This is a genomic window from Ancylobacter pratisalsi (assembly GCF_010669125.1).
Classification (GTDB): Bacteria; Pseudomonadota; Alphaproteobacteria; order Rhizobiales; family Xanthobacteraceae; genus Ancylobacter; species Ancylobacter pratisalsi.
The window spans coordinates 1,463,120-1,488,700 of sequence record NZ_CP048630.1; the positions used below are offsets into that span (position 1 = coordinate 1,463,120).

A 25,581-nucleotide genomic window follows, 5' to 3' on the forward strand; every position below is an offset into this window, starting at 1 on the left:
TCCCTATGCCACCGGCCCGGTCGAGGGCTCGATATTGACCATGAACGCCTTGAATTCCGGCGTCTCGATATTCGCATCGCCCACGAAGGGGGTCAGCACGTTCGCCGGGAAGCCCTTGCGGGCGGCGCCGACGAAGCCCCAGTGGATGGGCACGCCCACCACATGGACCGTCTTGCCGTCGATGGTCATCGGCTTGATGCGCTTGGTGACGACCGCCTTGGCAAACAGCGAGCCACGCTTCGACCACACCCGCACCCAGCCGCCGAGCGCGATTCCCTTTTCCTTCGCCAGCTCCTCCGAGATCTCGACGAACTGCTCCGGCTGCAGGACCGCGTTCACGTGGTTGTTCTTGGTCCAGTAGTGGAAATGCTCGGTGAGACGGTAGGTGGTGCCGGCATAGGGGAAGGCGGGATCGCCGATATCGGCGAACTGCTTCCAGTCGTCCGGGAACACCCGCGCCACCGGATTGCCGCGCACCTTGGGCGCGATCACGTTGAGGACCGGACTCTCGAACGGCTCGTAATGCGCCGGGAACGGCCCGTCGCGCATCATCCGGCGCGCGAACAGCCGCCCGGTGCCTTCCGGGTTCATGATGAACGGGCCGACCTCGCGCGGCTTGGCGGTCGGCGCGATGTCCGGCACGTCATAGCCGGTCCACTTCTCGCCGTTCCACTCGATCAGCACGCGGGAAGGATCCCACGGCTTGCCGTCCAGGTCGCAGGAGGCACGGTTGTACAGGATGCGCCGGTTGGCCGGCCAGGCGAACGCCCATTTGAGATAGGCGCCGGTGTCGCCGGGGTCGGAATTGTCCCGGCGCGCCATCATGTTGCCGGCCTCGGTGAAGCTGCCGGTGAACAGCCAGCAGCCCGCTGCCGTGGTGCCGTCGTCGCGCAGCTGGCCGAAGCCGGACAGCTGCTTGCCGCCTTCCAGAACCTTCTTGGTCGGGTCGTTGGGGTCGAGCACGTCGACCAGCGCCGAACCGTTCATCTCCTTCGCCAGCTCTTCCGGCGTCGGCTCGCCCGGGTCCGCGTAGGCCCAGTTGAGATTGACGATCGGGTCGGGGAAGGCGCCGCCTTCCTTGCGGTAAAGCTCCCGCAGGCGCAGGAAGATCTGCGCCATGATCCAGCTGTCATGCTTGGCCTCGCCCGGCGGCGTGCCGCCGGCCCAGTGCCATTGCAGCCAGCGGCCGGAATTCACCAGCGCGCCCTCGTCCTCCGCGAAGCAGGTCGTGGGCAGCTGGATCACCTCGGTCTGGATGCCGGAGGGATCGGTCTTGTTGTAGACGCCGTGGTCCTCCCAGAAACGGGCGGTCTCGGTCTGGAGCGGGTCCATGATCACGAGCAGCTTCAGCTTGCCGAGCGCCTCGGCGAGCTTGGCCTTGTTGGGGAAGGCCTGAAGCGGGTTGAACCCCTGGCAGAAATAGAGGTTCATCTTGCCCTGCTTCATCAGCTCGAAGGCGCGCAATATGTCGTATTGCGGCACGTCGAGCTTGGGCAGGTAGTCATAGGCCCAGTTGTTCTGCGCGGTCGCTGCGGCGCCGAACATCGACTTCATGAAGCTGACGAAGAACTTCCTGTAGTTCTGCCAGTAGCTCATCTGGTTCGGACGCAGCGGCTTGAAGCCGCGGGTCGACATGTAGGTGTCGAAGTCCGGCTCGCTGTCCTTGGGGATGTTCAGATAGCCCGGGATGAGATTGCTCAGCAGCCCGAGATCGGTCAGCCCCTGGATGTTGGAGTGGCCGCGAAGCGCGTTCACCCCGCCACCGCGCACCCCGACATTGCCGAGGATGAGCTGCAGCATCGCCATGCCGCGAATGTTCTGCGCCCCCTTGGAATGCTGGGTCCAGCCAAGCGCATACATGGAGGTCATGGTCTTGGTCGGCGTCGAGCACTCGGCGATCATTTCGGCGACCTTCAGGAACTTGTCCTTCGGGGTGCCGCAGATCCGCTCCACCAGTTCCGGCGTGTAGATGGACACATGCTTCTTGAGCAGGTTCCACACGCAGCGCGGATCGGTCAGCGTCTCATCGACCAGCGCGTAGCCGTCGGGCCCGATCTCGTATTCCCAGGTCGAGCGGTCGTAGTCGCGCTTTTCCTCGTCATAGCCGGTGAACAGGCCGTCCTTGTAGTCGAATCCCTCCTTCACGATGAAGGAGGCGTTGGTGAAGGGCTTCACATAGTCCCACTGCACCTTGTCGTTGCCGATGCAGTAATTGATGACGCCCATCAGGAAGGCGATGTCCGATCCCTGACGAATGGGCGCGTAGAAGTCCGCCACCGCCGCCGAACGATTGTAGCGTGGATCAACGACGATCAGCTTGGCGCCACGGTTGGCTTTCGCCTCGGTGACCCATTTGAATCCGCACGGATGCGCTTCGGCGGCATTGCCGCCCATGATGATGACGAGGTCGGCATTCTTGATATCCGTCCAGGAATTCGTCATTGCGCCGCGGCCGAATGTTGGGGCGAGACTCGCCACCGTCGGGCCGTGTCAGACGCGTGCCTGGTTATCGAATGCCAGAATCCCGGTCGAGCGCACCACCTTGTAGGTGGCGAACGCCGTCTCGTTGGTTGTGGCGGAAGCCGCCAGGAAGCCGGCGGTCAGCCAGCGGTTCACGGTGACGCCATCGCCATTGGTGGCGATGAAGTTGGCGTCGCGATCGTCCTTCATGGCGCGGGCGATCTTGTCGAGCGCCACGTCCCAGGACACCGCCTCGAACGCATCGGCGCCCGCCTTGCGCAGCATCGGCTGGGTGAGCCGGGTCTCCGACTTCACGATGTCGAGCAGCGCGGCGCCCTTGGGGCACAGCGTGCCGCGATTGGTGGGGTGGTCGGCGTCGCCCTCGATATGGACGATGTCGGCCTTCTCGCCCTTCCGAAGGTCGCCCTTCGAGTAGAGGATGATGCCGCAGGCGACCGAGCAGTAGGTGCAGGTGTTTCGCGTTTCCGTGGTGTTGACCAGATGGAACGGCTTCACGGCCGCGGCAACCGCGGCCTCCGCCTCGCTGAAGCCGAAGGCTCCAAGCGTTGTCCCCGCGATCCCCGCACCCGACGTTTTCAGGAACGTCCGGCGCGAGAGCTCCATATTCATGCGAGCCCCTCCCGAGTTACCGTTGCAAAAGCCATCACACGATAGGCTTTCTCCATCGTGAGGCTATATTTTTCACTGTTCTAATGTCAAACCGACGAAAGACGGACGGCTCACAAAAAGCCGTGTTTTTCCAACGCTCTCCCGACATCGCCGTGCCATTTGGCAATGGTGCGATGCAAGAGCGGCCCGCTTCACCAAACCGGCAATTGACGATTCAACAGCGCCGTCGCAGCATCGCGCCGTGCTTACCCACAGGGCTCCCGCGTGCCGGGGCAGTGTCGCATTACCGAGCGTCTTGGCGTCTTTGCTGCTGCATCTGTCCCTGGCGACGGATGCAGGCGCCCAGACTTTGCCGGATTCGCCGCTGCCGCGCGGCGAGCCCACGCCGCCCGTCGCCCTGGAAAGCCTCGATCACGGACCGCAAACCCTTGCTGCATTGCAAGGCAGGGTGGTGCTCGTTCACTTTTTCGCGACGTGGTGCGAGCCGTGCCGCGAAGAGATGGCGGCGCTCACGCGTCTGGCCGGACGCATGACCGATCGCCCCTTCGACATCCTCGCCGTCGACGTCGGCGAGCCGTTCACGCGTATCCGCCGTTTCTTCGCCGCCGACCCCGTGCCGTTCCCGATCCTGATCGACGAGGACCGCGCCACCAAGAAGGCGTGGAAGGTCGAATTCTTCCCCACCAGCTATCTTCTCGCCGCCGATCACCGGCTGGCGCTGTATGCCGTCGGCCCCGTCGACTGGGACTCGCCGGCGGCGCTTGAGGCGATCGAGCCCCTCCTTTCCGGCATCGAGGCGCCCGAGCGCGCGCCGGTGCTGCCGCCCCTGCCTGAAACACCCGGGAGCAAGCCATGACCAACCGTCGCGATTTCCTGAAAGCCGGCGCGGCCCTCGCTGCCGTTGCCGCGGTTCCCCACCACGCCCTGGCGCAGGCGGCCAGCCCCGCCATGGCGGCCTTCGCCCCCAAGCCCGGCGCCTGGCGCCAGTTCGAGGTCGTCACCACGCTCGATGTCGCCCCGGTCGAAGGCAAGGCGGGCCCGGCCCAGGCATGGATCCCGCTCCCCTCCTACACGGCGGCGGACTGGTTCAAGCCGGCTGGCAACAGCTGGAAGACCAACGCCAAGACCGCCGAACTGGTGAAGGATCCCCATTACGGCGCCGAGATGCTGCATCTCACCTGGGCCGAAGGCGAGGCCAACCCGACCGCCGAGATCATCTCGAAGGTCGCCACCCGCGCTCGCGGCACCGATTTCTCCAAGCCCGGCAACGCCGCCCCGCTTGCCCCCGAGCAGCGCGCGCTGTTCCTCGCCCCCACCGATCTCATCCCCACCGACGGCATCGTGAAGGCAGCCGCCGACAAGATCGTCGCCGGCAAGACCACCGATATCGAAAAGTCCCGTGCCATCTATGAATGGGTGGTGGAGAACACCTATCGCAACGCCGCCACGCGCGGCTGCGGCAGCGGCGATGTCGGCGCCCTGCTGGCGAGCGGCAATCTGGGGGGCAAATGCGCGGACCTGAACGCGCTGTTCGTCGGCCTCAACCGCGCCGTCGGCATCCCCGCCCGCGACCTGTACGGCATCCGCGTCGCCCCCTCCGCCTTCGGCTACAAGAGCCTGGGTGCCAATTCGCCCACCATCTCCAAGGCCCAGCACTGCCGCTCCGAGGTCTGGCTCGATGGTTTCGGCTGGGTGGCGACGGACCCGGCGGATGTGCGCAAGGTCGTGCTTGAGGAACCCCCGGGGAAGAACGCCATGGATGACGCCAAGGTGCTGGCGGCCCGCAAGGCGCTGTTCGGCGCGTGGGAGGGCAACTGGCTGGCCTATAATGACGGCCACGACATCGCCCTGCCCGGCTCGAACGGCGCCAAGCTCGGCTTCCTCATGTACCCGCAGGCGGAAGTGGCGAGCCTGCGCCACGACTGCCTCGACCCGGACGCCTTCGCCTACAAGATCACCGCCACCGAAATCGAGGCCTGATCGCGCCCATATCCCGCGCCTCTCACCAAAGGGGGAGGCGAACAACTGGAAGTCGCCATGCTCGACAAGCCCCGCGAAGGGGCGTCTCCGGACGCCCCGTTCCGCCTCACCAGCCTCGCCCATGGCGGAGGCTGCGGCTGCAAGCTCGCGCCCTCGGTGCTGCGCGAGCTGCTCGGCGAGCAGCCGCCGGGCGGACCTTTCGAGCGCCTTCTGGTGGGCACCGAAACCGGCGACGACGCGGCGGTCTACCAGCTCGACGACGGCACCTGCCTCATCGCCACCACCGACTTCTTCATGCCGATGGTGGACGATCCCTACGAGTTCGGCCGCATCGCCGCCACTAACGCGATTTCGGATGTCTATGCCATGGGCGGCAAGCCGCTGATGGCGCTGGCGATCCTCGGCATGCCGCTGGGCAGGCTTCCAACCCACATGGTGCGGGAGATCCTGAGAGGCGGACAGGCGATCGCGGCGCAGGCGGGCATTCCGGTCGCGGGCGGGCATTCCATCGACGCGCCCGAGCCGATCTACGGCCTGGCGGTCATCGGCACCGCCCCGCCGCAGTCCATCCGCCGCAACAGCACCGCGCGGGCCGGCGATGCGCTCATTCTCACCAAGGCGCTCGGCGTCGGGCTCTACTCGGCGGCGTTCAAGAAGGAGGCCCTGGACCCGGCCGCCTATGGGGAAATGATCGCCTCGATGACCACGCTCAATCGCATCGGCACCGAGCTGGGCAAGCGCGCGGAGGTGCATGCGGTCACCGACGTCACCGGTTTCGGCATTCTCGGCCACGGGCTGGAAATGGCACGCGGCTCAGATCTCGCCCTGCACCTTAACGCCAACGCCCTTCCCCTCTTGCACGAGGCGGAAAGGCTGGCGCAGGCCGGCTACGTCACCGGCGCCTCGCACCGCAACTGGGCGAGCTACGGCGAGGCGGTCGCGCTTGCCGAAGGCGTCCCGGACTGGCGCCGGCACATACTGACCGATCCGCAAACCTCCGGCGGCCTTCTGGTGGCCGTCGCGCCGGAAGCGGCGCAGCCGCTGCTCGCCGAAATCCGGGCGGCCGGCTACCCTTGCGCGGCGCTCATCGGACGGATGGCCGAGGGCGCGCCCGGCGTCGTCGTGTCCGGCTGACGACGCGCCGCGCGCACGCGCTCGCGGTTCTCGTCCGCCCAGACAATAAGCCCGCCCAGCGGCACCATGAGAGAGTGGCCGAGCTCGGTCAGCTCATAGTCGACGCGCGGCGGCACGGTGGCGAACACGGTGCGCGAGATCAGCCCGTCCGCCTCCAGCTGGCGCAGCGTCTGGGTCAGCATGCGCTGGGAGATGTCGGGTATCGCCCGGCGCAGCTCCGAGAACCGCCGGATGCGCGGCTGAAGCTCCATCAGCACCAGCACGCTCCAGCGATCGCCAATGCGGTCCAGCAGCGCCCGCGTCGGGCATACGGCGCCAAGAGCGAGCCGGTCCTTCATCAGACCCGCTTTGACTGAACTGTCCTGCGCCATTTTCGCCTCCTCGCCCGCGCCGATGGTTACTCCGCGCATACCGACGCACGGAAAAAACCCTTCTTGCGCCTAACTCTCAATTACGCATGTTACTCTCAATTCGTAACCAAGGACAGCACCCCTGTCCGTTGAAGGACATGCGACCATGATCGTCATCACCGCCGCCAGCGGCAAACTCGGCACCACGCTTGCGCATTCGCTGAAGGCCAAGGGCCTCGCCCGCCAGGTGCGCCTCGCCGTCCGCTCGCCGGAAAAGCTCGCGGACCGCGCCGCCGAGGGCTTCGACGTCGTCGCCGCCGATTATGACAATCCGGCAAGCCTCAAGGCGGCCCTCGCCGGCGCGCAGACCCTGGCGCTGATCTCCGGCGTGGGGCCGAACGAGGCCCGTATCGCCCAGCACCACAACGCCATCGAGGCGGCGAAGGCCGCGGGCGTCGCGCGGATCATCTACACCAGCGCCACCAACCCGGTCGGCACCAGCCTGTTTGACTGGGCCAAGGCGCATGAGGCCACCGAAGCCGAGCTGAAGGCTTCCGGGCTCACCTACACCATCCTGCGCGACAACGCGTATTTCTCGAACAACGATGCGCTGTTCGCCAGCGCGCGGGAAAGCGGCGTGCTGGCCTTCACCGGCATCGAGGCCAAGGTCGCCTATGTCGCGCATCAGGACGTGGCGGATTCGATCGTCGGCGCCCTGCTCGGCACCGGCCATGACAACAAGACCTACGAAATCGCGGGCGGCCAGGCCTGGAGCGCGGTGGAACTCGCCGCCATCCTCACCGAACTGACGGGCAAGGAGATCAAGGCGCTGGACGTGCCGGTCTCCGCCTTCGAGGATCATTTCCGCGGCATGGGCATGCCGGAATGGCTCGCCACCGGCATCGGCGGCTTCTACGCGGCACTGGGCGCGGGCGAATACGCCGCGACCTCGGGCGATGTCGCGCATCTCGCCGGCCGCCCCTCGACCAGCGCCCGCGACTATCTCGCCTCGATTCTCTGAGCGCACACCGCCTGTCGCCCGCAGGGCGTCCGCGCCCGCGGGCGGCCTGCCCCGGGCCGGGGTTTTTCCGGCCTCCGGCCCGGGGGCTTGGCCTGATCCCACCTCACGCGTCGATCCGTTCGACGAGGAAGTCGATAAAGGCGCGGATGCGCGCGTCCAGATGGGCATGGCCGACATAGACCGCGCTGATCTGCTCCACCTCCCGCGGGTTGAACGCTTCCAGCACCGGCACCAGCCGCCCGGCCTCGATGTCCTTCTGGACATGGAAGCGGCCGATACGCGCCAGCCCGAGGCCCGCCAGCGCCAGCCGGCGCACCACTGCGCCGCTATTGCCCTCGAAATTGCCGTGCACGGTGCGGGTGTAGACCGCCCCCGTCGCGGGATCGCGGAACGGCCAGTCGTCCAGTGTCCGGCGAAAATTGAACAGCAGGCCGTTATGCCGGTCGAGATCCTCCGGCGTTTCCGGCACCCCGTGCCGCGCCAGATAGTCGGGCGAGGCCACGATCACCCGAAAGCTGTCGAAGATGCGCCGGGCCTTCAGCGAGGAATCGCGCAGGTTTCCGGTGCGAAGTGCCAGGTCGGTACGCTCGCCCAAAAGGTCGATCACGCTGTCGGTCAGCGACAGGTCCAGCTGCACCTGCGGATAGCGGGCGAGAAACTCGGGTATCAGCGGCACGAGATAAAGCTCGCCGAAGGCCACCAGCGAGGAAATCCGCAACCGACCGCTCGGCAGCGCCGCCGCGCCCGCCGCAACCTGCCGCTCGGCCGCCTCGATCTCGGTGAGGATGGCGCGGGCGCGGGCGACATAGGCTTCACCCTCCGTCGTCAGCATCAGGGCGCGCGTCGAGCGCAGCAGCAGCCGTACACCCAGCCGCGCCTCGATGCGCGAGACAATCTTGCTCACCCCCGAGGGCGAAAGCCGGAGCGCGCGGCCGGCGGCGGAGAAGCTGCCGCGATCGACAACCTCTACCAGCACCTGCATTTCTCCCGCCCGATTGTCCATTCAGGTACCCACTTGTGACTTCAGGTCATATATCTTGATACGGCTCTTGGAATAAACAGACGAGATCGAACACCCCATAGTGAAGGCAACCTGATTCATTCCAACGTGGCGCCCGCTGGGGCGCTCGGGAGCTTTCACCATGCCCATCGCGCTGTTTGCGCTCACCGTGGCGGCCTATGCCATCGGCACGACGGAGTTCGTCATCGTCGGCCTGCTGCCCACGGTCGCGAGCGATCTTCACATCGACCTGCCGCTCGCCGGCCTCATCGTCAGCGTCTATGCGCTCGGCGTCACCTTTGGCGCGCCGGTGCTCACCGCGCTGACCGGGCGCCTGCCGCGCAAGACGCTGCTGCTCGGGCTGATGGCGCTGTTCATCGTCGGCAATGCCGGCGCGGCACTCAGCCCGGACTATGCGAGCCTGCTGATCGCGCGGGTGGTCTCGGCTTTCGCCCATGGTGTGTTCTTCTCGGTCGGCGCCACCATCGCCGCCGATCTCGTGGCGCCGAACCGGCGGGCCTCGGCCATCGCCCTGATGTTCATGGGGCTGACGGTCGCCATCGTCACCGGCGTGCCGCTCGGCACCTTTATCGGCCAGAGCTTCGGCTGGCGCGCCACCTTCGTCGGCGTTGCCGGGCTCGGCGCTGTCGCCTTCCTCGCCATCGCCATGCTCCTGCCGTCCAATCTCAGCCGCCCGGAGCCGGCGAGCCTGCTCGACCAGGTGCGGGTGCTCTCCAGCGGCCGCCTTCTGCTGGTCTATGCCATGACCGCGCTCGGCTATGGCGGCACCTTCGTCGCCTTCACCTATCTCGCCGCGATCCTTGAGCAGTTCACCGGTTTCCAGGCCCACGCGGTCAGCCTGATCCTCGTCCTCTACGGGCTGGCGATCGCGGCCGGCAATCTGCTGGGCGGGCGCTTCGCCGACCACAACCCGGTCAAGGCACTGACGGTGCTGTTTCTGGCGCAGGCGGTGGTGCTGGCGCTGTTCGGCTTCACCATGTTCTCCCCCGTGCCGGCGCTGATCACGCTGGTGGCGCTCGGCTTCCTGTCCTTCGCCAACGTGCCCGGCCTTCAGATCTACGTGGTGGAACTCGCCCGCATCCACCGTCCCGGCGCGGTGGACGTCGCCTCGGCGCTGAACATCGCCGCGTTCAATCTCGGCATCGCCATCGGCGCCTGGGTCGGCGGGCTGGTGGTCGCCTCCAGGTTCGGCCTTTCCGCCACGCCCTTCGTTGGTGCGGTCCTCGTTGCGCTGGCGCTGATCGCCACCATGTTGAGCGGAGCGCTCGACCGCCGCGCACTCACCACGCAGACCGCCTGAAAATCAGGAGTTTCCCGTGAACACATTCGTCAGCGCCAATGGCGCCAGGATTCCCGCGCTCGGCTTCGGTACCTTCCGCATGCCCGGCCCCGACACGCTGCGCATGGTGCCCCATGCCCTCAAGGTCGGTTTCCGCCACATCGACACCGCGCAGATCTACGGCAACGAAGCCGAGGTCGGCGAAGGCATTGCGACCTCCGGCGTGCCGCGCGGCGAAATTTTCCTCACCACCAAGGTGTGGGTCGACAAATACGCCCGCGCCGACCTCATCGCCTCGGTCGACGAGAGCCTGAAAAAGCTGCGTACCGATTATGTCGACCTGCTGCTGCTGCACTGGCCCGCCGGCGCCGCGCTGCCCGAGCCGGTTGGCGCGCTCAACGAGGTGGTACGCGCGGGCAAGGTGCGCCACATCGGCGTGAGCAATTTCAACACCGCGCAGATGGCCGAGGCGCGCAGGCTCAGCGACGCCCCGCTCGTCACCAACCAGATCGAGTACCACCCCTATGTCGACCAGAGCGTGGTCGTGAATGCGGCCCGCGCGGCGGGCATGTGCATCACCGCCTATTACGCCATGGCCGACGGCAAGGTGTTCGCCGACCCGGTGCTGAAGGAGATCGCGGCGGCGAAGGGGCGCAGCGTCGCTCAGGTGGTGCTGCGCTGGGTGATCCAGCAGGAGGGTCTCGTCGCCCTGTCGAAGACGGCGACGGAGGCGCGGGTCGCGGAGAACTTCGCCATCTTCGACTTCGAGCTGACCGCCGAGGAGATGGCCGCCATCCACGCCCTCGCCCGCCCGGACGGGCGCATTCTCAACCCTAAGGGGCTCGCCCCCACATGGGATCCCCCTGCCTGAGGCGCTCCCGGCCTTTTTCCACCCCAAGACCCATGGTCCGCGCCATTCCTGATTGGAATGGCGCGGACTTCGTGCTGATAGGGGGGGGACGGCCGTCAAGGACGCGACAGCGGAGGAACAGTGTGCGGGTTTCAAAGGAAAAAGTCGTCGAGCACCGGCATGCCATACTGGAGACGGCATCGCGGCTGTTCCGCGAACGCGGCATCGAGAATGTCAGCGTTGCCGAGATCATGAAGGCCAGCGGGCTGACGCATGGCGCCTTCTACGGTCATTTCCGCTCCAAGGCCGACCTTGCGGAGCAGGCCTTCCTCACCGCCGGCGCCCAGACCCACGCCACCATGCTGGCCGAAGAAAGCCTGGACGCGATCATCGCGGACTATCTCTCGCCGCGTCACCGCGACACGCCCGCGCGCGGCTGCCCCATTCCGGCGCTGTGCGGGGAAATCGCCCGCCAGTCGCCCGCCTTTCAGGACGCCTTCGCGCGCACGACCAACGACGTCATCGCCGAGATCGAGCGCCGGATCACGGAGCCCGACCCCGTGGCCCGGCGCCGCGAGGCGGTCGCCGCGTTCGCCACCCTGGTCGGGGCGGTCACTCTGGCGCGCGGCGTCGCGCAGGGCGATGCGGAGCTGTCGGACGAGATCCTCGACGCGGCCCGCACGCGGCTCGCCGAGACCCTCGCGGCGGACAGACCGGAAGACGACCCCCGCTGAACGACGTATTGCCCCCGCCCGAGGCCTCGGGGGAGAACGGAGCACGGCGTTCCAGCGCAGGGTGTTCCGCAGGCATGACGATCCAGATCCTTCAGGACTTTCGCGGCCAGCGGGTGGAGGTGATCCACCCGCCCGGCGAGGAGCGCGCGGACCTTGTCGAGCATCTGCGGCGCATCGGCTGCGCGGTCGAGGTCAGCTGGCCGGTTCCGCGCGACTGGCCGATGGCGGACATCGTGCTCCTGGCCATGGACCCGGAGGAACGCGCGGCGATCCTCGCCCTGTTCGAGCCGCGCTCGTCCTCGCGCCCCATGCTGGTCGCGCTGGTCGGCGCCGATGACCCCTTCGCCCTGCAGCTGGTGCTGGAATCAGGGGCGATGGCGGTGATCGAGAAGCCGGTCCGGCCGTTCAGCCTGCTGACCAATCTCGCGATCGCGCGCACCGTGTGGCTGGAGCGCGAGGCGGCCAGGAAGACCATCGCCAAGCTGGAGCGCAAGCTTGGCGGCATGCAGAAAATCCAGCGCGCCAAGAGCATTCTGATGGCGTTCCAGGGCATTTCGGAGGAGGACGCCTACCAGAGCATCCGCCGCCAGGCCATGGCCAAGCGGGTGCCGATCGAGGACATGGCGCTCGTCATCATCAACGCCAGCGAACACTTGAACTACCGACCCAAGGATGCTTAATTTCCCAGCAGGATGAGGTGTGAGCAGAAAGCGCGCACCTCGTTCTTTTGCCCGGCCACCAATGACGCTGGCCAGGCGTGGCAATGCAGCCCGAAAGGTTCGCGAGAACCTGTCGGGCTTTTTTTGTGCCTGAAACCGGGCGGGACACTGCCGTCGCCACCGGATCAGGTCCCTGCCCATTGCCGGTGCGCACAGCCGCCGGCGCCTTTCTTGTGTCCCAGAACGCAGGGCCTGCCGCCTGCGAAGGCGGCTTCGTGCCTTCACGCGAGGAGAAGACCATGTTGCACGGCGACGTATCCAGCAGCAAAGACACCGTCGGTGTCGCGGTGGTGAACTACAAGATGCCGCGGCTGCACACCAAAGCCGAGGTCCTCGCCAACGCGAAGAAGATCGCGGACATGCTCGTGGGCATGAAGGTCGGCCTGCCGGGCATGGACCTTGTCATCTTCCCGGAATACTCGACCCACGGGATCATGTACGACAGCAAGGAGATGTACGACACCGCCTCCACCGTGCCGGGCGAGGAGACCGAGATCTTCGCCGAGGCCTGCCGCAAGGCCAAGGTGTGGGGCGTGTTCTCGCTCACCGGCGAGCAGCATGAGGAGCACCCCAACAAGGCGCCCTACAACACGCTGATCCTGATGAACGACAAGGGCGAGATCGTCCAGAAGTACCGCAAGATCATGCCATGGGTGCCGATCGAGGGCTGGTATCCGGGCAATTGCACCTATGTCTCGGAAGGCCCCAAGGGCCTGAAGGTCTCGCTCATCATCTGCGACGACGGCAACTATCCCGAAATCTGGCGCGACTGCGCAATGAAGGGCGCCGAGCTTATCGTGCGCTGCCAGGGCTATATGTATCCGGCTAAGGAACAGCAGATCCTGATGTCGAAGGCCATGGCCTTCGCCAACAACACCTATGTCGCGGTCGCCAACGCCTCGGGCTTCGACGGCGTGTACTCGTACTTCGGCCACTCGGCGATCATCGGCTTCGACGGCCGCACGCTCGGCGAATGCGGCGAGGAGGATTACGGCATCCAGTACGCCGCGCTGTCCACCTCGCTGATCCGCGACGCACGCAAGAACATGCAGTCCGAGAACCACCTCTTCAAGCTGGTCCATCGCGGCTACACCGGCATGATCAACTCCGGCGAGGGCGACAAGGGCGTGGCGGCCTGCCCCTACGACTTCTACAAGAAGTGGGTCGCCGACCCCGAGGGCACGCGCGAAATGGTGGAATCCTTCACCCGGCCGATGGTCGGCACCGAGGAATGCCCGATCGAGGGCATCCCCAACCCCGACACCGCCCATCGCTGACGCGCAACGGGGCGGCGGGTCTCTCCCGCCGTCCCTCAGCGTCGCGCCAGCCGGAAATACAGTTCGGAAAGCCGCATCGGCAGGTCTTCCACCCGGCGCACCGGCATGGCGTTCGCCTTGCCGAAGATACGCGGCCCGGAGCCGACCCCGGCGGGGTCGAGCATGACGCCGAACGTGTCGATGCCCCTGGCCCGCAGCGCCTTCACCGCGCGGCTGGCGTCGGTCACGAGATCCTGCGCCGCGACGTCGATGTCGGACGGCTCGCCATCGCTCACCACCAGCACCAGCTTGCGGAAGCTGCGCACGCGCGCGATCTCCGCCCCCGCGTGACGCAGCGCGGCGCCGAGCCGGGTCGACAGCCCCGAGCCGAGCCCGGCAAGCCGGCTCGCCGCGTCCCCGTCATAGCCCTCCTCGAAGCCCTTCACCGTCGTGACCTGAACATCGCCCCGCCCCGCCGAGGCGAAAGCGAGCAGCGCGAAGGCATCCCCGAGCTGTTGCAGCGCCCCCGCCAGCATCGCGACCGCCAGCTTTTCGGTATCCAGCACGCTGGTCCCGTCCGGCAGGCGTTCGCGCGTCGACTGGGAAGTGTCGACCAGCACCAGCACGGCAAGGTCGCGCTGGTTCAGCACCGTGGAGCGGAACACCCGCATGTCCGGCACGTCGCCAGCCCGCCGGGCGATGGCAGCATCGATGGCGGCGTCGATATCGAGATCGGCGCCCTCCACCTGCCGCCGCAGCCGCGAGGCCCGCCCCACCTTGGCGCCCCGCACCAGTCGCGCGATGCGCGCCCGCACCGGGCCCGCCCGGTCGAGAGCCCGTTGCAAGGCCCGCGCATCGCCGGGCTTCGGCATCATGGCACGGACACTGGTCCAGTCGGGACGCTCGATTCCCGCCGTGCCATCCCATTCGGGATAGCTCGCCACCACCACGCCCTCGCTGGGCGAGACGGCAGGCCGCGCCCGCCCTGTCGGCTCGGGCGCGGGGGCCTCGTCAACCGTGCCGCCCTCCTCCTCGCGGCGCTCGACCCGCGCGGCATCGACGGCAACCTCCACCTCGTCGCTGACCTCGGGGTCGATGTCGCTGAAATCCCAGATGCCCAGCCCATCGTCGCGATAGACCGGCTCGATCACATGGCCGCGGTCATCGAAGCGGATGCGGCGCTGGCCGACATCATTGGCGAGCCGGGTGCCGATCTCGAGGCTGATGGCGGGATCGGCGATCCGCTCCCGTGCCTCGTCGAACAGCCGCTGCGCCTTTCCCACCAGTTCGTCGGGATCCTCATAACCCTCATCGAACAGACCGCGCGCCACACGCGCCAGAAGCGCCGCCACCGTCGGCCCGTCTTCCGGGCTCGCGTTATGATAGGGCGCCCAGAGCCGGCGCAGGCCCGGATAGCGGCTCATCGCCAGCGCCTCGACCCGCGCATCCTCCACCAGCGTCGCCAGCGCGATCTGCACCGGCTTGAATGTGCCAATCGGGAAACGGGGATTGCCGAAAGCCAGATGCGCGCCGGCATGCACCGCCGCCGCGAGATAGAGCCGGCGCGCCGCCTCCCCGTCAAAGCCCTGGAATACCGCCGGCATGCGGATCACCGGGCCGGCAAGGTTCACCCGCCGCGGGCCGTCGCGGGCGATCGGGGGAAGCGGCTGGAGCTGGACAGCGAGCGCGGGGCCCCAGAGCGCGGCCAGCACCTTCTTCAGCTCGCCCTCAAGATCGGCGAAGCCCGGCTCCGCACCGATACGCTCGGCAAGGCTCCGCGCCAGCCCGTCCTCCAGCGCGAAGAAGGACTTGCGGCGTTCACGGTCGCGCCCGGACGCCCGGATGCCGGCGTCGATGAAGCCCTCGAACGCCGCCACATGGCCCGGCAGCAGCACCGTCTGAACGCGCGCCGCCAGCGGTTCCACACTTTCCGGGGCCGCGCCGGCGAGCTTCACCAGCGCCCGCCACCACACCGCCCGCTCCCCCGCATCCACAAGGCGCGGTTCGATCCGGACAAAGGCGTCCAGCCCAGCGATCGCCGCCTTAGCGCCAGCCTCTCGGCAGATCGCGGCGGCCTGTCCGCCCATCGCGCCGAGGCTCTCAACGTCGAGCCGGCCGGCGGTCTCCATGCTGGCCCGCCAGAACGCCAGCAGGCAGCTCGCGCCGGCATTGGCGTCGATGAGCGCCAACGCCCCCCGCGCCCAGGGCTCAAGCCCATCGGGGTCGTAGCGGGCCGCCAGCCGGCCACGCACCTCTTCGAAAGGCGCGCGCAGCGTCTCCCGGCCGCGCATCAGGCCGGCGAGCCGCGCCATCGCCTCGTGCCCGACGGGCGCACTCATGGAAGGCAGGCGGCGATCGCCGAACCGAGCGCCTGGCGCACGTCCGCGTCGTCGGTGATCGGCAGGACGATGCCCGCATGCACCGCCGCCTCCAGCGGTATGCCGGCGGCGGCAAGGCGACCGGCATGGATCAGCATCCGGGTCGAGGCGCCCTCGTCCAGCCCCTGCCCGCGCAGGTTCCGCGAACAGGCGGCGATGGCGACCAGCGTGTGCGCCAGCGCGGTGTCCGCGCCCGCCTCGCGCATCACGATCTCGGCTTCCAGCGCGGGCGTGGGATAATCGAAATCGATGGCGATGAAGCGCTGCTTGGTGGACTCCTTCAGGTCCTTCACCGCGCTCTGGTAGCCGGGATTGTAGGAGATCACGAGCTGGAAGTCGGAGTGCGCCGGGATCAGCTCGCCGCGCTTTTCCAGCGGCAGAATGCGCCGCGCATCGGTCAGCGGATGGATCACCACCGTGGTGTCCTGCCGCGCCTCGACGATCTCGTCGAGATAGCAGATGCCGCCATGGCGCACCGCCTGTGTCAGCGGCCCGTCGTGCCACACCGTGCCTTCCGGCGTCAGCAGGAAGCGGCCGGCGAGGTCGGCGGCGGTCATGTCCTCATGGGCGGCCACGGTGATCAGCGGCTGGTGCAGGCGCCACGCCATGTATTCGACGAAACGCGTCTTGCCGCAGCCGGTCGGCCCCTTGAGCATCACCGGCAGGCGATGACGCCAGGCGGCTTCGAACACCGCCACCTCCTCGCCCACGGGCCGGTAATAGGGCTCGGCGGCAATGCGGTAAGCGGAAAGATCGGCGTCGACGAGCATTCGTAGGGGTCTCCGCGAATGGATCCACGGGCATGCCCCGGCGTGCAGGGACCGCCCCGGAAAGGGCTGTCGGCACTCCCTGCCGCGAATGGATCCCGACGCCGCTGTCGCGATCCGCGCTGATTAGAAATCAGATATGCCGCGCCGCACAAGAGGGAAGTGCGCACATGCGCACCGCCCGCTCTTGCCTCTCGCGCCGCGGTCCCGGATCAGCTGAAATCCAGCACCATCCGCCCCTCGACCTTGCCCGCCTTGAGATCGGCGAAGATGTCGTTGATCGATTCCAGCGGCGCCTTGTGGATCTCCGCCTTCACCTTGCCCTCGGTCGCGAAGGCGACGGACTCGGCCAGGTCGCGACGCGTGCCGACAATCGAGCCGCGCACCGTGATACGCTTGAGCACCACGTCGAAGATCGGCGTCGCGAATTCGCCCGGCGGCAGGCCGACAAGGGCGACAGTGCCCTTGCGGCGCACATAGGAAAGCGCCTGCGAGAAAGCCGGCGGCGACACCGCCGTCACCAGCACGCCATGCGCGCCGCCACCGGTCGCCTTCAGGATCTCGGCCACCGCATCAGGCGAGCGCGCGTCGACGGCGAGGTCCGCCCCGGCATGGCGCGCCAGCTCCAGCTTGTCGGGCGCGACGTCGAGCGCGGCGACATGCAGCCCCATGGCCTTGGCATACTGGATGGCGATGTGGCCAAGCCCGCCGACGCCGGAGATCGCGACCCACTCACCCGGCCGGGCCTCGGTTTCCTTCAGGCCCTTATAGGTGGTCACCCCGGCACACAGGATCGGCGCGATCTGGGCGAAGTCGACCGTGTCGGGCAGGCGCGCCACGAAGGGCGCGGCGGCGATGACATATTCAGCGAAGCCGCCATCGCAGCTATAGCCGGTATTGTGCTGGTGCTCGCACAGCGTCTCCCAGCCGGTCTCGCAATACTCGCAGCACAGGCACGCATCGTGCAGCCAGGCGACCCCGACCGCATCCCCTTCCTTGAGGCCCGTCACGCCGGGGCCGAGTGCCGCGACATGGCCGGCGGCCTCGTGGCCGGGAATGAAAGGCGGCGAGGGCTTCACCGGCCAGTCGCCATCGGCCGCGTGCAGGTCCGTATGGCAGACCCCGCAGGCGACGACCTTGACCAGAACCTCGCCCGGACCGGGCACCGGCACCGGCACGTCTTCGATTGACAGCGGCGCGCCAAATGCCCGCACCACGGCTGCCTTCATCATGTTCGCCATCGGCAGATCCTCCACATTGGGACAACCGTAGCGAACGCCGATACCGGGTCATTGACAGCCATCAATCACCGGCCGTGCAATGCGGGTTATCTTTCACGCCTCTGAGGTGCAAGGGTGCGCCGTTATCGGATCGCTGGCACATGTCGGCCAGGCATACGGGTGCTACACAGGTGCGGCGCCCGCACCGGCGGTTTCCGCTTTTTTTTGAGGTCGTCTCCGTGAAGGCAATGGTTCTCAGCGCCTATGGCGCACCGCTGCAGTTAGAAGAACGCCCGCTCCCGGTTCCCGGCTCGGGCGAAATTCGTGTGCGCGTCGAAGCCTGCGCGGTCTGCCGCACCGATCTGCATGTCGTGGACGGCGAGTTGCCGCCCGGCAAACTTCCGGTGGTGCCCGGCCACGAGATCGTCGGCATTGTCGAGGCGCTCGGCCCCGATGTCGCGGGGCCCGCGATCGGGGAACGGGTCGGCATTCCCTGGCTGGGCCACACCTGCGGCACCTGCTTCTATTGCACCTCGCATCACGAGAACCTGTGCGACGATCCCCTTTTTACCGGCTATACGCGCGATGGCGGGTTCGCCAGCCACGTGGTGGCCGACGCGGCATTCGCCTTCGCGCTGGAGGGTTTCGACGACCCGGTCGCCGCGGCCCCGCTGATGTGCGCCGGGCTGATCGGCTGGCGCTCGCTGAAGATGGCGGGCGAGGCGCAGCGCATCGGGCTGTATGGCTTCGGCGCCGCCGCCCACCTCATCGCCCAGGTCTGCCGCTGGCAGGGCCGGGAAGTTTATGCCTTCACCAGCCCCGGCGACACGGCCACGCAGGCCTACGCCCTTTCACTGGGTGCGGCATGGGCCGGAGGTTCCGACGAGGCGTGCCCGGTGGAACTCGACGCAGCGATCATCTTCGCGCCCGTCGGCGCGCTGGTGCCGGCAGCGCTTCGTGCGGTCAGAAAGGGTGGGCGCGTCGTGTGCGCCGGCATCCACATGAGCGACATACCCCAGTTCCCCTACGACATTCTGTGGGAAGAGCGGCAGGTTCTGTCCGTCGCCAATCTCACGCGGGAGGATGCCCGCGAATTTCTCGCGCTTGCCCCACAGGCTGTCGCACAAGTGACAACAACCACCTATCCGCTGGAGCGCGCCAACGACGCGCTGGCGGACCTGCGCGCCGGCAGGTTCCAGGGCGCCGCCGTCCTGGTGCCGTGACAGCGACACCTGTCGCGCTATGTCGAACACTATTGAATTTGAGGAGAAGATGGATGGCAGTTGAGCAGAGCGCGACGACAGGCCCGCTGACCCCCGAGCTGAAATCCCGGATGAACGCCTGGTGGCGTGCGGCGAACTTTCTCTCGGTCGGACAGATCTACCTGCTCGACAATCCGCTGCTGCGGGAAAAGCTCGCGATCGAGCATGTGAAGCCCCGCCTGCTCGGCCACTGGGGCACCACGCCCGGCCTCAACTTCATTTACGTCCACCTGAACCGCGTGATCGTGAACACCGGCGCCAACGTGCTGTTCATCGCCGGCCCCGGCCACGGCGCGCCGGGCGTGGTCGCCTCCACCTATCTCGATGGTACCTATAGCGAGGTCTATCCCGACGTCTCGCGCGACGAGGAAGGCGTGCGCCGCCTGTTCCGCCAGTTCTCCTTTCCCGGCGGCATTCCCAGCCATGCCGCGCCGGAAACGCCCGGCTCGATCCATGAGGGAGGCGAACTTGGCTATTCGCTGTCCCACGCCTATGGGGCCGTGCTGGACAATCCCGATCTCGTGGTCGCCTGCGTGGTCGGCGATGGCGAGGCGGAGACCGGGCCGCTGGCGACCTCGTGGCACGGCAACAAGTTCCTGAATCCGGCCACGGATGGCGCGGTGCTGCCGATCCTGCACCTCAACGGCTACAAGATCGCCAACCCCACCGTCCTCGCCCGCATCTCGCCCGAGGAACTGCGCTCCCTGATGGAGGGCATGGGCTACACCCCGATCTTCGTCGAGGGTGACGATCCCGACGTCATGCACGACCTCATGGCCGAGGCGTGCGACAACGCCTTCGCCCAGATCGCGGCGATCCAGCGGGCCGCGCGTGAGAATGGCGCCAGCGAGCGCCCGCGCTGGCCGATGATCGTGTTGCGCAGCCCCAAGGGCTGGACGGGCCCGAAGACCGTCGACGGCAAGAAGACCGAAGGCTTCTGGCGTTCGCACCAGGTGCCGTTCTCCGACATGACCAAGGCCAGCCACCTCGCTCTGCTCGAAGAGTGGATGAAGAGCTACAAGCCCGAGGAACTGTTCGACGAGGCCGGCCGCCTGCTCCCCGAGATCGCTTCGCTGGCGCCGGAGGGCACCAAGCGGATGAGCGCCAATCCGAGCGCCAATGGCGGCGCATTGCGCCGTCCGCTGCGCATGCCGGACTTCACCGACTATGCCGTGAAGGTCGCCCATCCCGGCGGCACGGACGGTGAATCGACCTATGTCATGGGCACCTTCCTGCGCGACGTGATGAAGGCGAACGAGGACAGCCGGAACTTCCGTGTCTTCGGCCCGGACGAGACCGCCTCAAACCGGCTTCAGGCCCTTTTCGAGGTCACGGACCGCGCCTGGGAGGCGAGGACCATCCCCGAAGACGAGCATCTGGCGCCGTACGGGCGGGTGATCGAAATGCTCAGCGAGCACATGTGCCAGGGCTGGCTGGAGGGCTACCTCCTCACCGGCCGCCACGGCCTGTTCTCCTGCTACGAGGCGTTCATCCACATCGTGGATTCGATGTTCAACCAGCACGCCAAATGGCTGAAGTCGTCCAAGGAAGTCGAATGGCGGCGCCCCATCGCCTCGCTCAACTACCTTCTCACCTCCCATGTCTGGCGGCAGGACCATAACGGCTTCAGCCACCAGGACCCCGGCTTCATCGACCATGTGGTGAACAAGAAGGCGGAGATCGTGCGGGTCTACCTGCCGCCGGACGCCAACACCCTGCTCTACGTCACCGACCACTGCCTGAAGAGCTGGAACCGGGTGAACGTCATCGTCGCCGGCAAGCAGCCCGAGCCGCAGTGGCTCGACATGGATGCCGCCATCGACCACTGCGCCAAGGGCATCGGCATCTGGGAGTGGGCCAGCAGCGACGCCGATGGCGAACCCGACGTGGTCATGGCCTGCGCCGGCGACGTGCCGACGCTGGAGACCATGGCTGCGGTCGACCTGCTGCGCGGCTATTTCCCCGCGCTCAAGATCCGGGTCATCAACGTCGTCGACCTGATGACGCTGCAATCCAGCACCGAGCATCCGCACGGCCTGACCGACAGCAACTTCGACGCCCTTTTCACCACCGACAAGCCGATCATCTTCGCCTATCACGGCTATCCCTGGCTCATCCACCGCCTGACCTACAAGCGCACGAACCACGACAATCTTCACGTGCGCGGCTATGTGGAAGAGGGTTCCACCACCACGCCGTTCGACATGGTGGTGCGCAATCGGCTGGACCGCTACCACCTCGCCATGGACGCCATCGAGCGCATCAAGAGCCTCGGCGAGACGGGCGTTCATGCCCGCGAGGCGCTGCGCGACAAGCTGACCGAGCATGCTCGCTACATCCGCGCCCACGGCCTCGACATGCCCGAGGTGCGCAACTGGCGCTGGCCGAGCAACGGCTGAACCGCGGGCGCTTGAGCAAACGGTGGATGAGGTGGCCATGGCGCCATCTCATCCGGCCGACAGCTTTCTGACAGGCAGGCCATCCTAGCTTGACGTTGCTCGCTGACGCGAGACCAACGCTTGAAAGGAACGCTATGCGCAAGATCGCCGCCAGCCTCGTGGCCCTCGCCGTCCTCGCCCCCGCCGCTGCCTTCGCCGGCCCGTCCTGCACCACTGAAACCAAAGACAAGTGGATGAGCCAGGACGCCATGAAGGCGAAGGTTGCCGAAATGGGCTACCAGAAGATCAAGACCTTCAAGGTTTCCGGCAGCTGCTATGAAATCTACGGCTACACCAAGGACAACAAGAAGGCCGAGGTCTACTTCAACCCGGTCACCGGCGCAGTCGTGAAGTCCGAGATCGACTGATGCGGGAGCGTATGGCTCGGGCCGAAGGCGACCCGCCTTCGGCCACCGGTGCCTCCGTCCGGGTGTGGGACCCTGTTGTGCGTATCTTCCACTGGACGGTGGTCACCGGTTGTATCCTGAACCTGTTCATCCTCGAGGACGGCGATCTGCCCCACGAGATCGTCGGCTATGTCGTCGCCGGTGCCCTCGTCATCCGCCTTGTCTGGGGATTCATCGGAACGCGCTATGCGCGCTTCGCCGACTTCATGCCCACGCCCTCGCGCCTGCGCCGTTATGTGGCTGCGCTGGCGAAGGGGCGGGAGCCGCGCATGCTCGGGCACAACCCGGCCGGCGCGGTAATGATGCTGGTCCTCATGGCTCTGCTGGCGGGCGTCTGCCTGACCGGATGGATGATGGGACTGGACGCCTTCTGGGGCGAGGACTGGCTGGAGGAGCTTCACGAGACCCTCGCCAATGCCATTCTCGTTCTGGCGCTGCTGCATGCCGCGGCGGCCCTGTTCGAAAGCTGGCGCCACCATGAAAACCTCGTATGGTCGATGGTGACGGGTCGCAAGCGGGCATGAGGCGTGCGGGCACATGGCGCGCGTGAGGGTGCGGTGAGGCTGCTTCTGGTCGAGGACAGTGCCCGCCTGCGCGAGCTGATCGGTGAGACGATCCGCGGCGCAGGCTGGCGCCTTGATACCGCCGGCGGCCTGACCGAGGCCGAGGACGCGCTCGCCGTGGCGCGCTACGATCTCGTGCTGCTCGACCTCGGCCTTCCCGATGGCGACGGGCTCGATCTGCTGCGCGGCCTGCGCCGCCGCAAGGACACCACGCCAACGCTGGTTCTGACCGCGCGCGGCGCCGTTGACGAGCGCATCGCCGGCCTCGACGCCGGGGCCGACGACTACCTCACCAAGCCGTTCAACAATGGCGAGCTGCTGGCCCGGGCGCGGGCGCTGCTGCGCCGGGCGCCGTTCGCCGCCTCACCGGTGATGGAAGCCGGCGCGCTGCGCTACGACCCCGCGACACAGACGGTGAGCTGCGCCGATACCCCTGTCGCCCTGGCCCCGCGCGAGCGCGCCGCGCTGGAAATCCTGATGCGCCACGCCGGCCGCGTCACGCCCAAGCGGGGGCTGGAAGCCATGCTCTCGCAGTTCGATGGCGAAACCAGCGCCAACGCGATCGAGCTTCTGCTCTCGCGCCTGCGCCGCAAATTGGCGGGACACCCCACCGGGATCGCGATCGAAACGGTGCGCGGCGTCGGCTATCTGCTGCGCGAGACCGCGCCTTGAGCACGTCCGCGCACGACAACGCCCCCGGCGCGCCGGCGCGCGACCAGCCCCGAAGCGGGCCGCCGCGCCGCGCGGTGCCGCTCGGGCGCCTCGTCGCCGGCCGCATCGTGCTGTTCGCCGGCCTGGCCATGCTGGCGCAGCTCATCGTGGTGCTCGTCCAATATGGGCGCGACCCGCAGAATCTCGCGCGGCTGCTGCTTGAGCGTGAAACCGGCGCGATCGCGGAAGGCCTGTCGCGCCACGGCGAGCGGCTGGCCTTCCAGCTGCCCCCTGAGCTTGCCGAGCGCTACGGCACCTCGGCCTCCGGCTATGTCGCGCGGGTGCGCACCGCCAGCGGCGTTGTGCTGTACTCCCAGTGCGACGAGGAATGCACCGAGCATTTCCTCCCCCTCGATCTGCACCCCCCCTCGTTCTGGATGCGGATCATCACGCCCGGCTACCCGCTCACCTTCGCGGGCGGGCGCACGGTCGAGATCGGCAACCGCAGCGTCTTCATCGAGATCGCGGTGGCGAGCGATCCTCAGCGGGCGGTCTGGAACGTGCTCGGCGAAGAGGCGCTGGACCACATGCTGGTGCCGATGAGCCTCACGCTCATCTTCGTGCTCGGCGCCACGCTGTTCTCCATCCGCTCCGCGCTGCGCCCGGTGCGCCAGCAGGCCGAGCAGGCCGAGCGGCTGGATCCCCTGAAGTCCGACGCCCGGCTGGAAGAAGCCGGCATGCCGCTGGAAATCGCCCGCCTCGCCGGCGCGGTCAACCGCTCCTATGCCCGCACCCGCGACCTGATGGCGGCGCAGAAGCTCTTCACCTCCGCCATCGCCCACGAAATCCGCACCCCGCTCGCCGTCATAAGGCTGGAACTGGAGCGGATCGACCACCCGGCCGCGCGGCGGGCGCTGGGAGAACTCGACGAACTCGGCCATTTCGTCCAGCAGCTGCTCACGCTCGCCCGGCTGGAGGCGGTCGATCGCACCGGCTTCGAGGCGGTCGGGCTCGACGATCTCGGCCGCGAGACCGTCGAGGCGCTGGCGCCCTTCGTCTACGAGCAAGGCGCCAGCATCGCCTTCGAAGCGTCCAGCAACCCGGTGGTGATGGCCCGCCCCTCGCTGATCCGGGACGCGGCGCGCAATCTGATTGAAAACGCGGTGCGCCATGGCGGGCCGGGCGTGAGCATCAAGGTGGGCACGGATGGCGGCCCCGGCCTCTTCGTACAGGATGACGGGATCGGCTTCGATCCCGCGCCGCCGGCGGGCGATGCGCCAGGCCATTACCGGCGCGCGGGCGGCCTCGGCATCGGGCTTGAGATCGTGCGCCGTATCATGGCGCTGCATGGCGGGCAGCTGGAAACCGAACGCGATGCGCCGCGCGGCACCCGCGCGCGGCTGGTTTTTCCCACCGAGGATGTCCCCCTCACACCCGCTCGATAAGCGCCATGGCGGCGGCGGGATTTCGGACCTTGAATCCTGAGATGACAAAGAAGAACACCTCGCGCGGCACCACGCTGGCCGCGGGCGCGAGCAGCCTGTCCGCCAACGGCGCCGGCGTGACACCCTGCGCCCATGCCTTCGCGCATCCGGCCCAGGCATCGAGAGCCTCGGGCGGGTATCCCAGAGCCTCCTCCTCGCGCGTGCCCATCACCCGCGCATAGACAAAGGGCGCGGTCACATCGGCGATGCACGGAAAGTCGGAATCGCCGGCGAAGACCACCGCCACGCCATGCGCGCGCGCCATGTCGATGAAGTCTGGGGTCCGGAAGCTGTCGTGGCGCACCTCCACCGCGTGGCGGATCGGCAGGCCGTCGACCGACGCCGGCAGGAGCTTCAGGAAGCCCTCGAAGTCGGCGGGATCGAACTTCTTGGTCGCCATGAATTGCCAGTTGATCGGCCCCAGCTTCTCCTTCAGCTCGGTCACGCCGCTGGCGAAAAAGCGCTCGATCGAGGTCCCCGCTTCGGCCAGCACGCGCCGGTTGGTGGCGAAACGCGGGCCCTTCAGCGTGAACACGAAACTGTCCGGTGTCTCGGCACGCCACTTGGCGAAGCTCTCGGGCTTCTGTGAGCCGTAGTAAGTGCCGTTGATCTCGATGGCGGTGAGCTTGCGGCTGGCGAATTCCAGCTCGCGCTTCTGCGCCAACCCGTCCGGATAGAACGGCCCGCGCCAGGGCTCAAAAGTCCAGCCGCCAACGCCGATGCGAATGGGTGCCGCGTTGTTCGCCATCATGAAACTCCGGTGCCGCGCAGGGGTGGGCACGATAGGCGCGCGCCCGTCCGCCGCCAAGGTGTCCGCGGGCCAACAGGCGCTATCGGCCGACACGCCCGCCGCCCTAATCAGTCCGCACCTTGACCGCGATCAATGCTAGAGCATTGGTGGAGCCTCTAATCCTGCGAGCCGGCTTCGGCGCGTCCACGCGCGACACGAGAAAAGACCGCACGCGTTCGCCGCAAGG

At 67.4% G+C, this 25,581-nt stretch carries 22 protein-coding genes; 15 read left to right on the top strand and 7 right to left on the bottom strand.

Features of this window, described 5'->3' with window-relative positions; genetic code table 11:
• Nucleotides 1–3: 3 nt before the first annotated feature.
• A complete protein-coding gene (fdnG, locus tag G3A50_RS07010) occupies nt 4–3,090 on the bottom strand; it encodes a formate dehydrogenase-N subunit alpha (protein ID WP_163074576.1) in 3,087 nt (1,028 codons plus the stop codon).
• Nucleotides 3,091–3,394: 304 nt separating this feature from the next.
• Here fdnG and G3A50_RS07015 point away from each other — a divergent pair, with 304 nt between their 5' ends.
• Genes G3A50_RS07015 through selD form a run of 3 tightly spaced genes read left to right on the top strand, consistent with a single transcriptional unit; the run spans nt 3,395 to nt 6,204 of the window.
• A complete protein-coding gene (locus tag G3A50_RS07015; protein WP_246252210.1) occupies nt 3,395–3,946 on the top strand; it encodes a TlpA family protein disulfide reductase in 552 nt (183 codons plus the stop codon).
• Nucleotides 3,943–5,070: a transglutaminase-like domain-containing protein gene (locus G3A50_RS07020; protein ID WP_163074578.1), complete on the top strand. Its 1,128-nt coding sequence runs from the start codon at nt 3,943–3,945 to the stop codon at nt 5,068–5,070. Before G3A50_RS07015 ends, G3A50_RS07020 begins: the two co-directional genes overlap by 4 nt.
• Before the next feature lie 57 nt (nt 5,071–5,127).
• Nucleotides 5,128–6,204 carry a selenide, water dikinase SelD gene (gene selD / locus G3A50_RS07025; RefSeq protein WP_163074579.1) on the top strand — a complete coding sequence of 359 codons (1,077 nt, stop codon included), beginning with the start codon at nt 5,128–5,130 and terminating at the stop codon, nt 6,202–6,204.
• Here selD and G3A50_RS07030 read toward each other — a convergent pair.
• The gene (locus G3A50_RS07030; protein WP_163074580.1) at nt 6,138–6,575 is read right to left on the bottom strand and encodes a winged helix-turn-helix transcriptional regulator; all 438 of its coding nucleotides are present in this window, start codon (nt 6,573–6,575) and stop codon (nt 6,138–6,140) included. The two genes, selD and G3A50_RS07030, sit on opposite strands and share 67 nt — an antisense overlap.
• A gap of 145 nt (nt 6,576–6,720) precedes the next feature.
• Here G3A50_RS07030 and G3A50_RS07035 point away from each other — a divergent pair, with 145 nt between their 5' ends.
• Complete coding sequence (locus G3A50_RS07035) at nt 6,721–7,575, top strand: SDR family oxidoreductase (protein ID WP_163074581.1); 855 nt, start codon at nt 6,721–6,723, stop codon at nt 7,573–7,575.
• Between the two features lie 103 nt (nt 7,576–7,678).
• Here G3A50_RS07035 and G3A50_RS07040 read toward each other — a convergent pair whose 3' ends face one another.
• Entirely contained in the window at nt 7,679–8,578 is a 900-nt protein-coding gene (locus G3A50_RS07040; protein WP_163074582.1) for a LysR family transcriptional regulator, read from the bottom strand.
• A gap of 139 nt (nt 8,579–8,717) precedes the next feature.
• On the opposite strand from G3A50_RS07040, the gene G3A50_RS07045 reads away from it, so the two are divergent.
• The 5 genes from G3A50_RS07045 (at nt 8,718) to G3A50_RS07065 (ending at nt 13,455) form a co-directional block, all read left to right on the top strand.
• The gene (locus G3A50_RS07045) at nt 8,718–9,896 is read left to right on the top strand and encodes an MFS transporter (RefSeq protein WP_163074583.1); all 1,179 of its coding nucleotides are present in this window, start codon (nt 8,718–8,720) and stop codon (nt 9,894–9,896) included.
• A 16-nt stretch (nt 9,897–9,912) separates the two neighbouring features.
• Complete coding sequence (locus G3A50_RS07050; RefSeq protein WP_163074584.1) at nt 9,913–10,746, top strand: aldo/keto reductase; 834 nt, start codon at nt 9,913–9,915, stop codon at nt 10,744–10,746.
• Nucleotides 10,747–10,868: 122 nt separating this feature from the next.
• Nucleotides 10,869–11,459: a TetR family transcriptional regulator gene (locus tag G3A50_RS07055; RefSeq protein ID WP_163074585.1), complete on the top strand. Its 591-nt coding sequence runs from the start codon at nt 10,869–10,871 to the stop codon at nt 11,457–11,459.
• 74 nt (nt 11,460–11,533) lie between these two features.
• Complete coding sequence (locus G3A50_RS07060; RefSeq protein WP_163074586.1) at nt 11,534–12,139, top strand: ANTAR domain-containing response regulator; 606 nt, start codon at nt 11,534–11,536, stop codon at nt 12,137–12,139.
• Between the two features lie 278 nt (nt 12,140–12,417).
• Nucleotides 12,418–13,455, top strand: coding sequence for an aliphatic amidase (locus G3A50_RS07065; protein ID WP_163074587.1), 1,038 nt, complete (start codon nt 12,418–12,420; stop codon nt 13,453–13,455).
• Between the two features lie 35 nt (nt 13,456–13,490).
• Here the strand turns inward: G3A50_RS07065 and G3A50_RS07070 are convergent, their stop codons facing one another.
• The 3 genes from G3A50_RS07070 to adhP form a co-directional block, all read right to left on the bottom strand.
• Entirely contained in the window at nt 13,491–15,773 is a 2,283-nt protein-coding gene (locus G3A50_RS07070; RefSeq protein WP_163074588.1) for a nitric oxide reductase activation protein NorD, read from the bottom strand.
• Entirely contained in the window at nt 15,770–16,582 is an 813-nt protein-coding gene (locus tag G3A50_RS07075) for a CbbQ/NirQ/NorQ/GpvN family protein (RefSeq protein ID WP_163074589.1), read from the bottom strand. Before G3A50_RS07075 ends, G3A50_RS07070 begins: the two co-directional genes overlap by 4 nt.
• A gap of 209 nt (nt 16,583–16,791) precedes the next feature.
• Entirely contained in the window at nt 16,792–17,820 is a 1,029-nt protein-coding gene (adhP, locus tag G3A50_RS07080; RefSeq protein WP_163074590.1) for an alcohol dehydrogenase AdhP, read from the bottom strand.
• 218 nt (nt 17,821–18,038) lie between these two features.
• Here adhP and G3A50_RS07085 point away from each other — a divergent pair, with 218 nt between their 5' ends.
• The 6 genes from G3A50_RS07085 to G3A50_RS07110 all read left to right on the top strand — a co-directional run bounded on the left by G3A50_RS07085 (nt 18,039) and on the right by G3A50_RS07110 (nt 24,565).
• On the top strand, nt 18,039–19,022 hold the full coding sequence (locus G3A50_RS07085) for a zinc-dependent alcohol dehydrogenase family protein (RefSeq protein ID WP_210255241.1): 984 nt from the start codon (nt 18,039–18,041) through the stop codon (nt 19,020–19,022).
• Nucleotides 19,023–19,075: 53 nt separating this feature from the next.
• Nucleotides 19,076–21,460: a phosphoketolase family protein gene (locus tag G3A50_RS07090; protein WP_163074592.1), complete on the top strand. Its 2,385-nt coding sequence runs from the start codon at nt 19,076–19,078 to the stop codon at nt 21,458–21,460.
• Between the two features lie 134 nt (nt 21,461–21,594).
• The gene (locus G3A50_RS07095; RefSeq protein ID WP_163074593.1) at nt 21,595–21,867 is read left to right on the top strand and encodes a PepSY domain-containing protein; all 273 of its coding nucleotides are present in this window, start codon (nt 21,595–21,597) and stop codon (nt 21,865–21,867) included.
• Complete coding sequence (locus G3A50_RS07100; protein WP_163074594.1) at nt 21,867–22,430, top strand: cytochrome b/b6 domain-containing protein; 564 nt, start codon at nt 21,867–21,869, stop codon at nt 22,428–22,430. Before G3A50_RS07095 ends, G3A50_RS07100 begins: the two co-directional genes overlap by 1 nt.
• Before the next feature lie 33 nt (nt 22,431–22,463).
• The gene (locus tag G3A50_RS07105) at nt 22,464–23,141 is read left to right on the top strand and encodes a response regulator (RefSeq protein WP_163074595.1); all 678 of its coding nucleotides are present in this window, start codon (nt 22,464–22,466) and stop codon (nt 23,139–23,141) included.
• Entirely contained in the window at nt 23,138–24,565 is a 1,428-nt protein-coding gene (locus G3A50_RS07110; protein ID WP_246252213.1) for a sensor histidine kinase, read from the top strand. Before G3A50_RS07105 ends, G3A50_RS07110 begins: the two co-directional genes overlap by 4 nt.
• Here the strand turns inward: G3A50_RS07110 and G3A50_RS07115 are convergent.
• A complete protein-coding gene (locus G3A50_RS07115) occupies nt 24,549–25,355 on the bottom strand; it encodes a DUF72 domain-containing protein (protein WP_425483452.1) in 807 nt (268 codons plus the stop codon). The two genes, G3A50_RS07110 and G3A50_RS07115, sit on opposite strands and share 17 nt — an antisense overlap.
• Nucleotides 25,356–25,581: the final 226 nt, after the last annotated feature.

What these genes read in the sequence shown, in the direction of transcription:
- G3A50_RS07030 (WP_163074580.1), bottom strand. Translation starts at nt 6,575, where the DNA reads ATGGCGCAGGACAGTTCAGTCAAAGCGGGTCTGATGAAGGACCGGCTC.
- G3A50_RS07100 (WP_163074594.1), top strand. Translation starts at nt 21,867, where the DNA reads ATGCGGGAGCGTATGGCTCGGGCCGAAGGCGACCCGCCTTCGGCCACC.
- G3A50_RS07090 (WP_163074592.1), top strand. Translation starts at nt 19,076, where the DNA reads ATGGCAGTTGAGCAGAGCGCGACGACAGGCCCGCTGACCCCCGAGCTG.
- adhP (WP_163074590.1), bottom strand. Translation starts at nt 17,820, where the DNA reads ATGGCGAACATGATGAAGGCAGCCGTGGTGCGGGCATTTGGCGCGCCG.
- G3A50_RS07045 (WP_163074583.1), top strand. Translation starts at nt 8,718, where the DNA reads ATGCCCATCGCGCTGTTTGCGCTCACCGTGGCGGCCTATGCCATCGGC.
- G3A50_RS07115 (WP_425483452.1), bottom strand. Translation starts at nt 25,355, where the DNA reads ATGATGGCGAACAACGCGGCACCCATTCGCATCGGCGTTGGCGGCTGG.
- selD (WP_163074579.1), top strand. Translation starts at nt 5,128, where the DNA reads ATGCTCGACAAGCCCCGCGAAGGGGCGTCTCCGGACGCCCCGTTCCGC.
- G3A50_RS07095 (WP_163074593.1), top strand. Translation starts at nt 21,595, where the DNA reads ATGCGCAAGATCGCCGCCAGCCTCGTGGCCCTCGCCGTCCTCGCCCCC.
- G3A50_RS07070 (WP_163074588.1), bottom strand. Translation starts at nt 15,773, where the DNA reads ATGAGTGCGCCCGTCGGGCACGAGGCGATGGCGCGGCTCGCCGGCCTG.
- G3A50_RS07020 (WP_163074578.1), top strand. Translation starts at nt 3,943, where the DNA reads ATGACCAACCGTCGCGATTTCCTGAAAGCCGGCGCGGCCCTCGCTGCC.
- G3A50_RS07060 (WP_163074586.1), top strand. Translation starts at nt 11,534, where the DNA reads ATGACGATCCAGATCCTTCAGGACTTTCGCGGCCAGCGGGTGGAGGTG.
- G3A50_RS07040 (WP_163074582.1), bottom strand. Translation starts at nt 8,578, where the DNA reads ATGGACAATCGGGCGGGAGAAATGCAGGTGCTGGTAGAGGTTGTCGAT.
- G3A50_RS07035 (WP_163074581.1), top strand. Translation starts at nt 6,721, where the DNA reads ATGATCGTCATCACCGCCGCCAGCGGCAAACTCGGCACCACGCTTGCG.
- G3A50_RS07075 (WP_163074589.1), bottom strand. Translation starts at nt 16,582, where the DNA reads ATGCTCGTCGACGCCGATCTTTCCGCTTACCGCATTGCCGCCGAGCCC.
- G3A50_RS07065 (WP_163074587.1), top strand. Translation starts at nt 12,418, where the DNA reads ATGTTGCACGGCGACGTATCCAGCAGCAAAGACACCGTCGGTGTCGCG.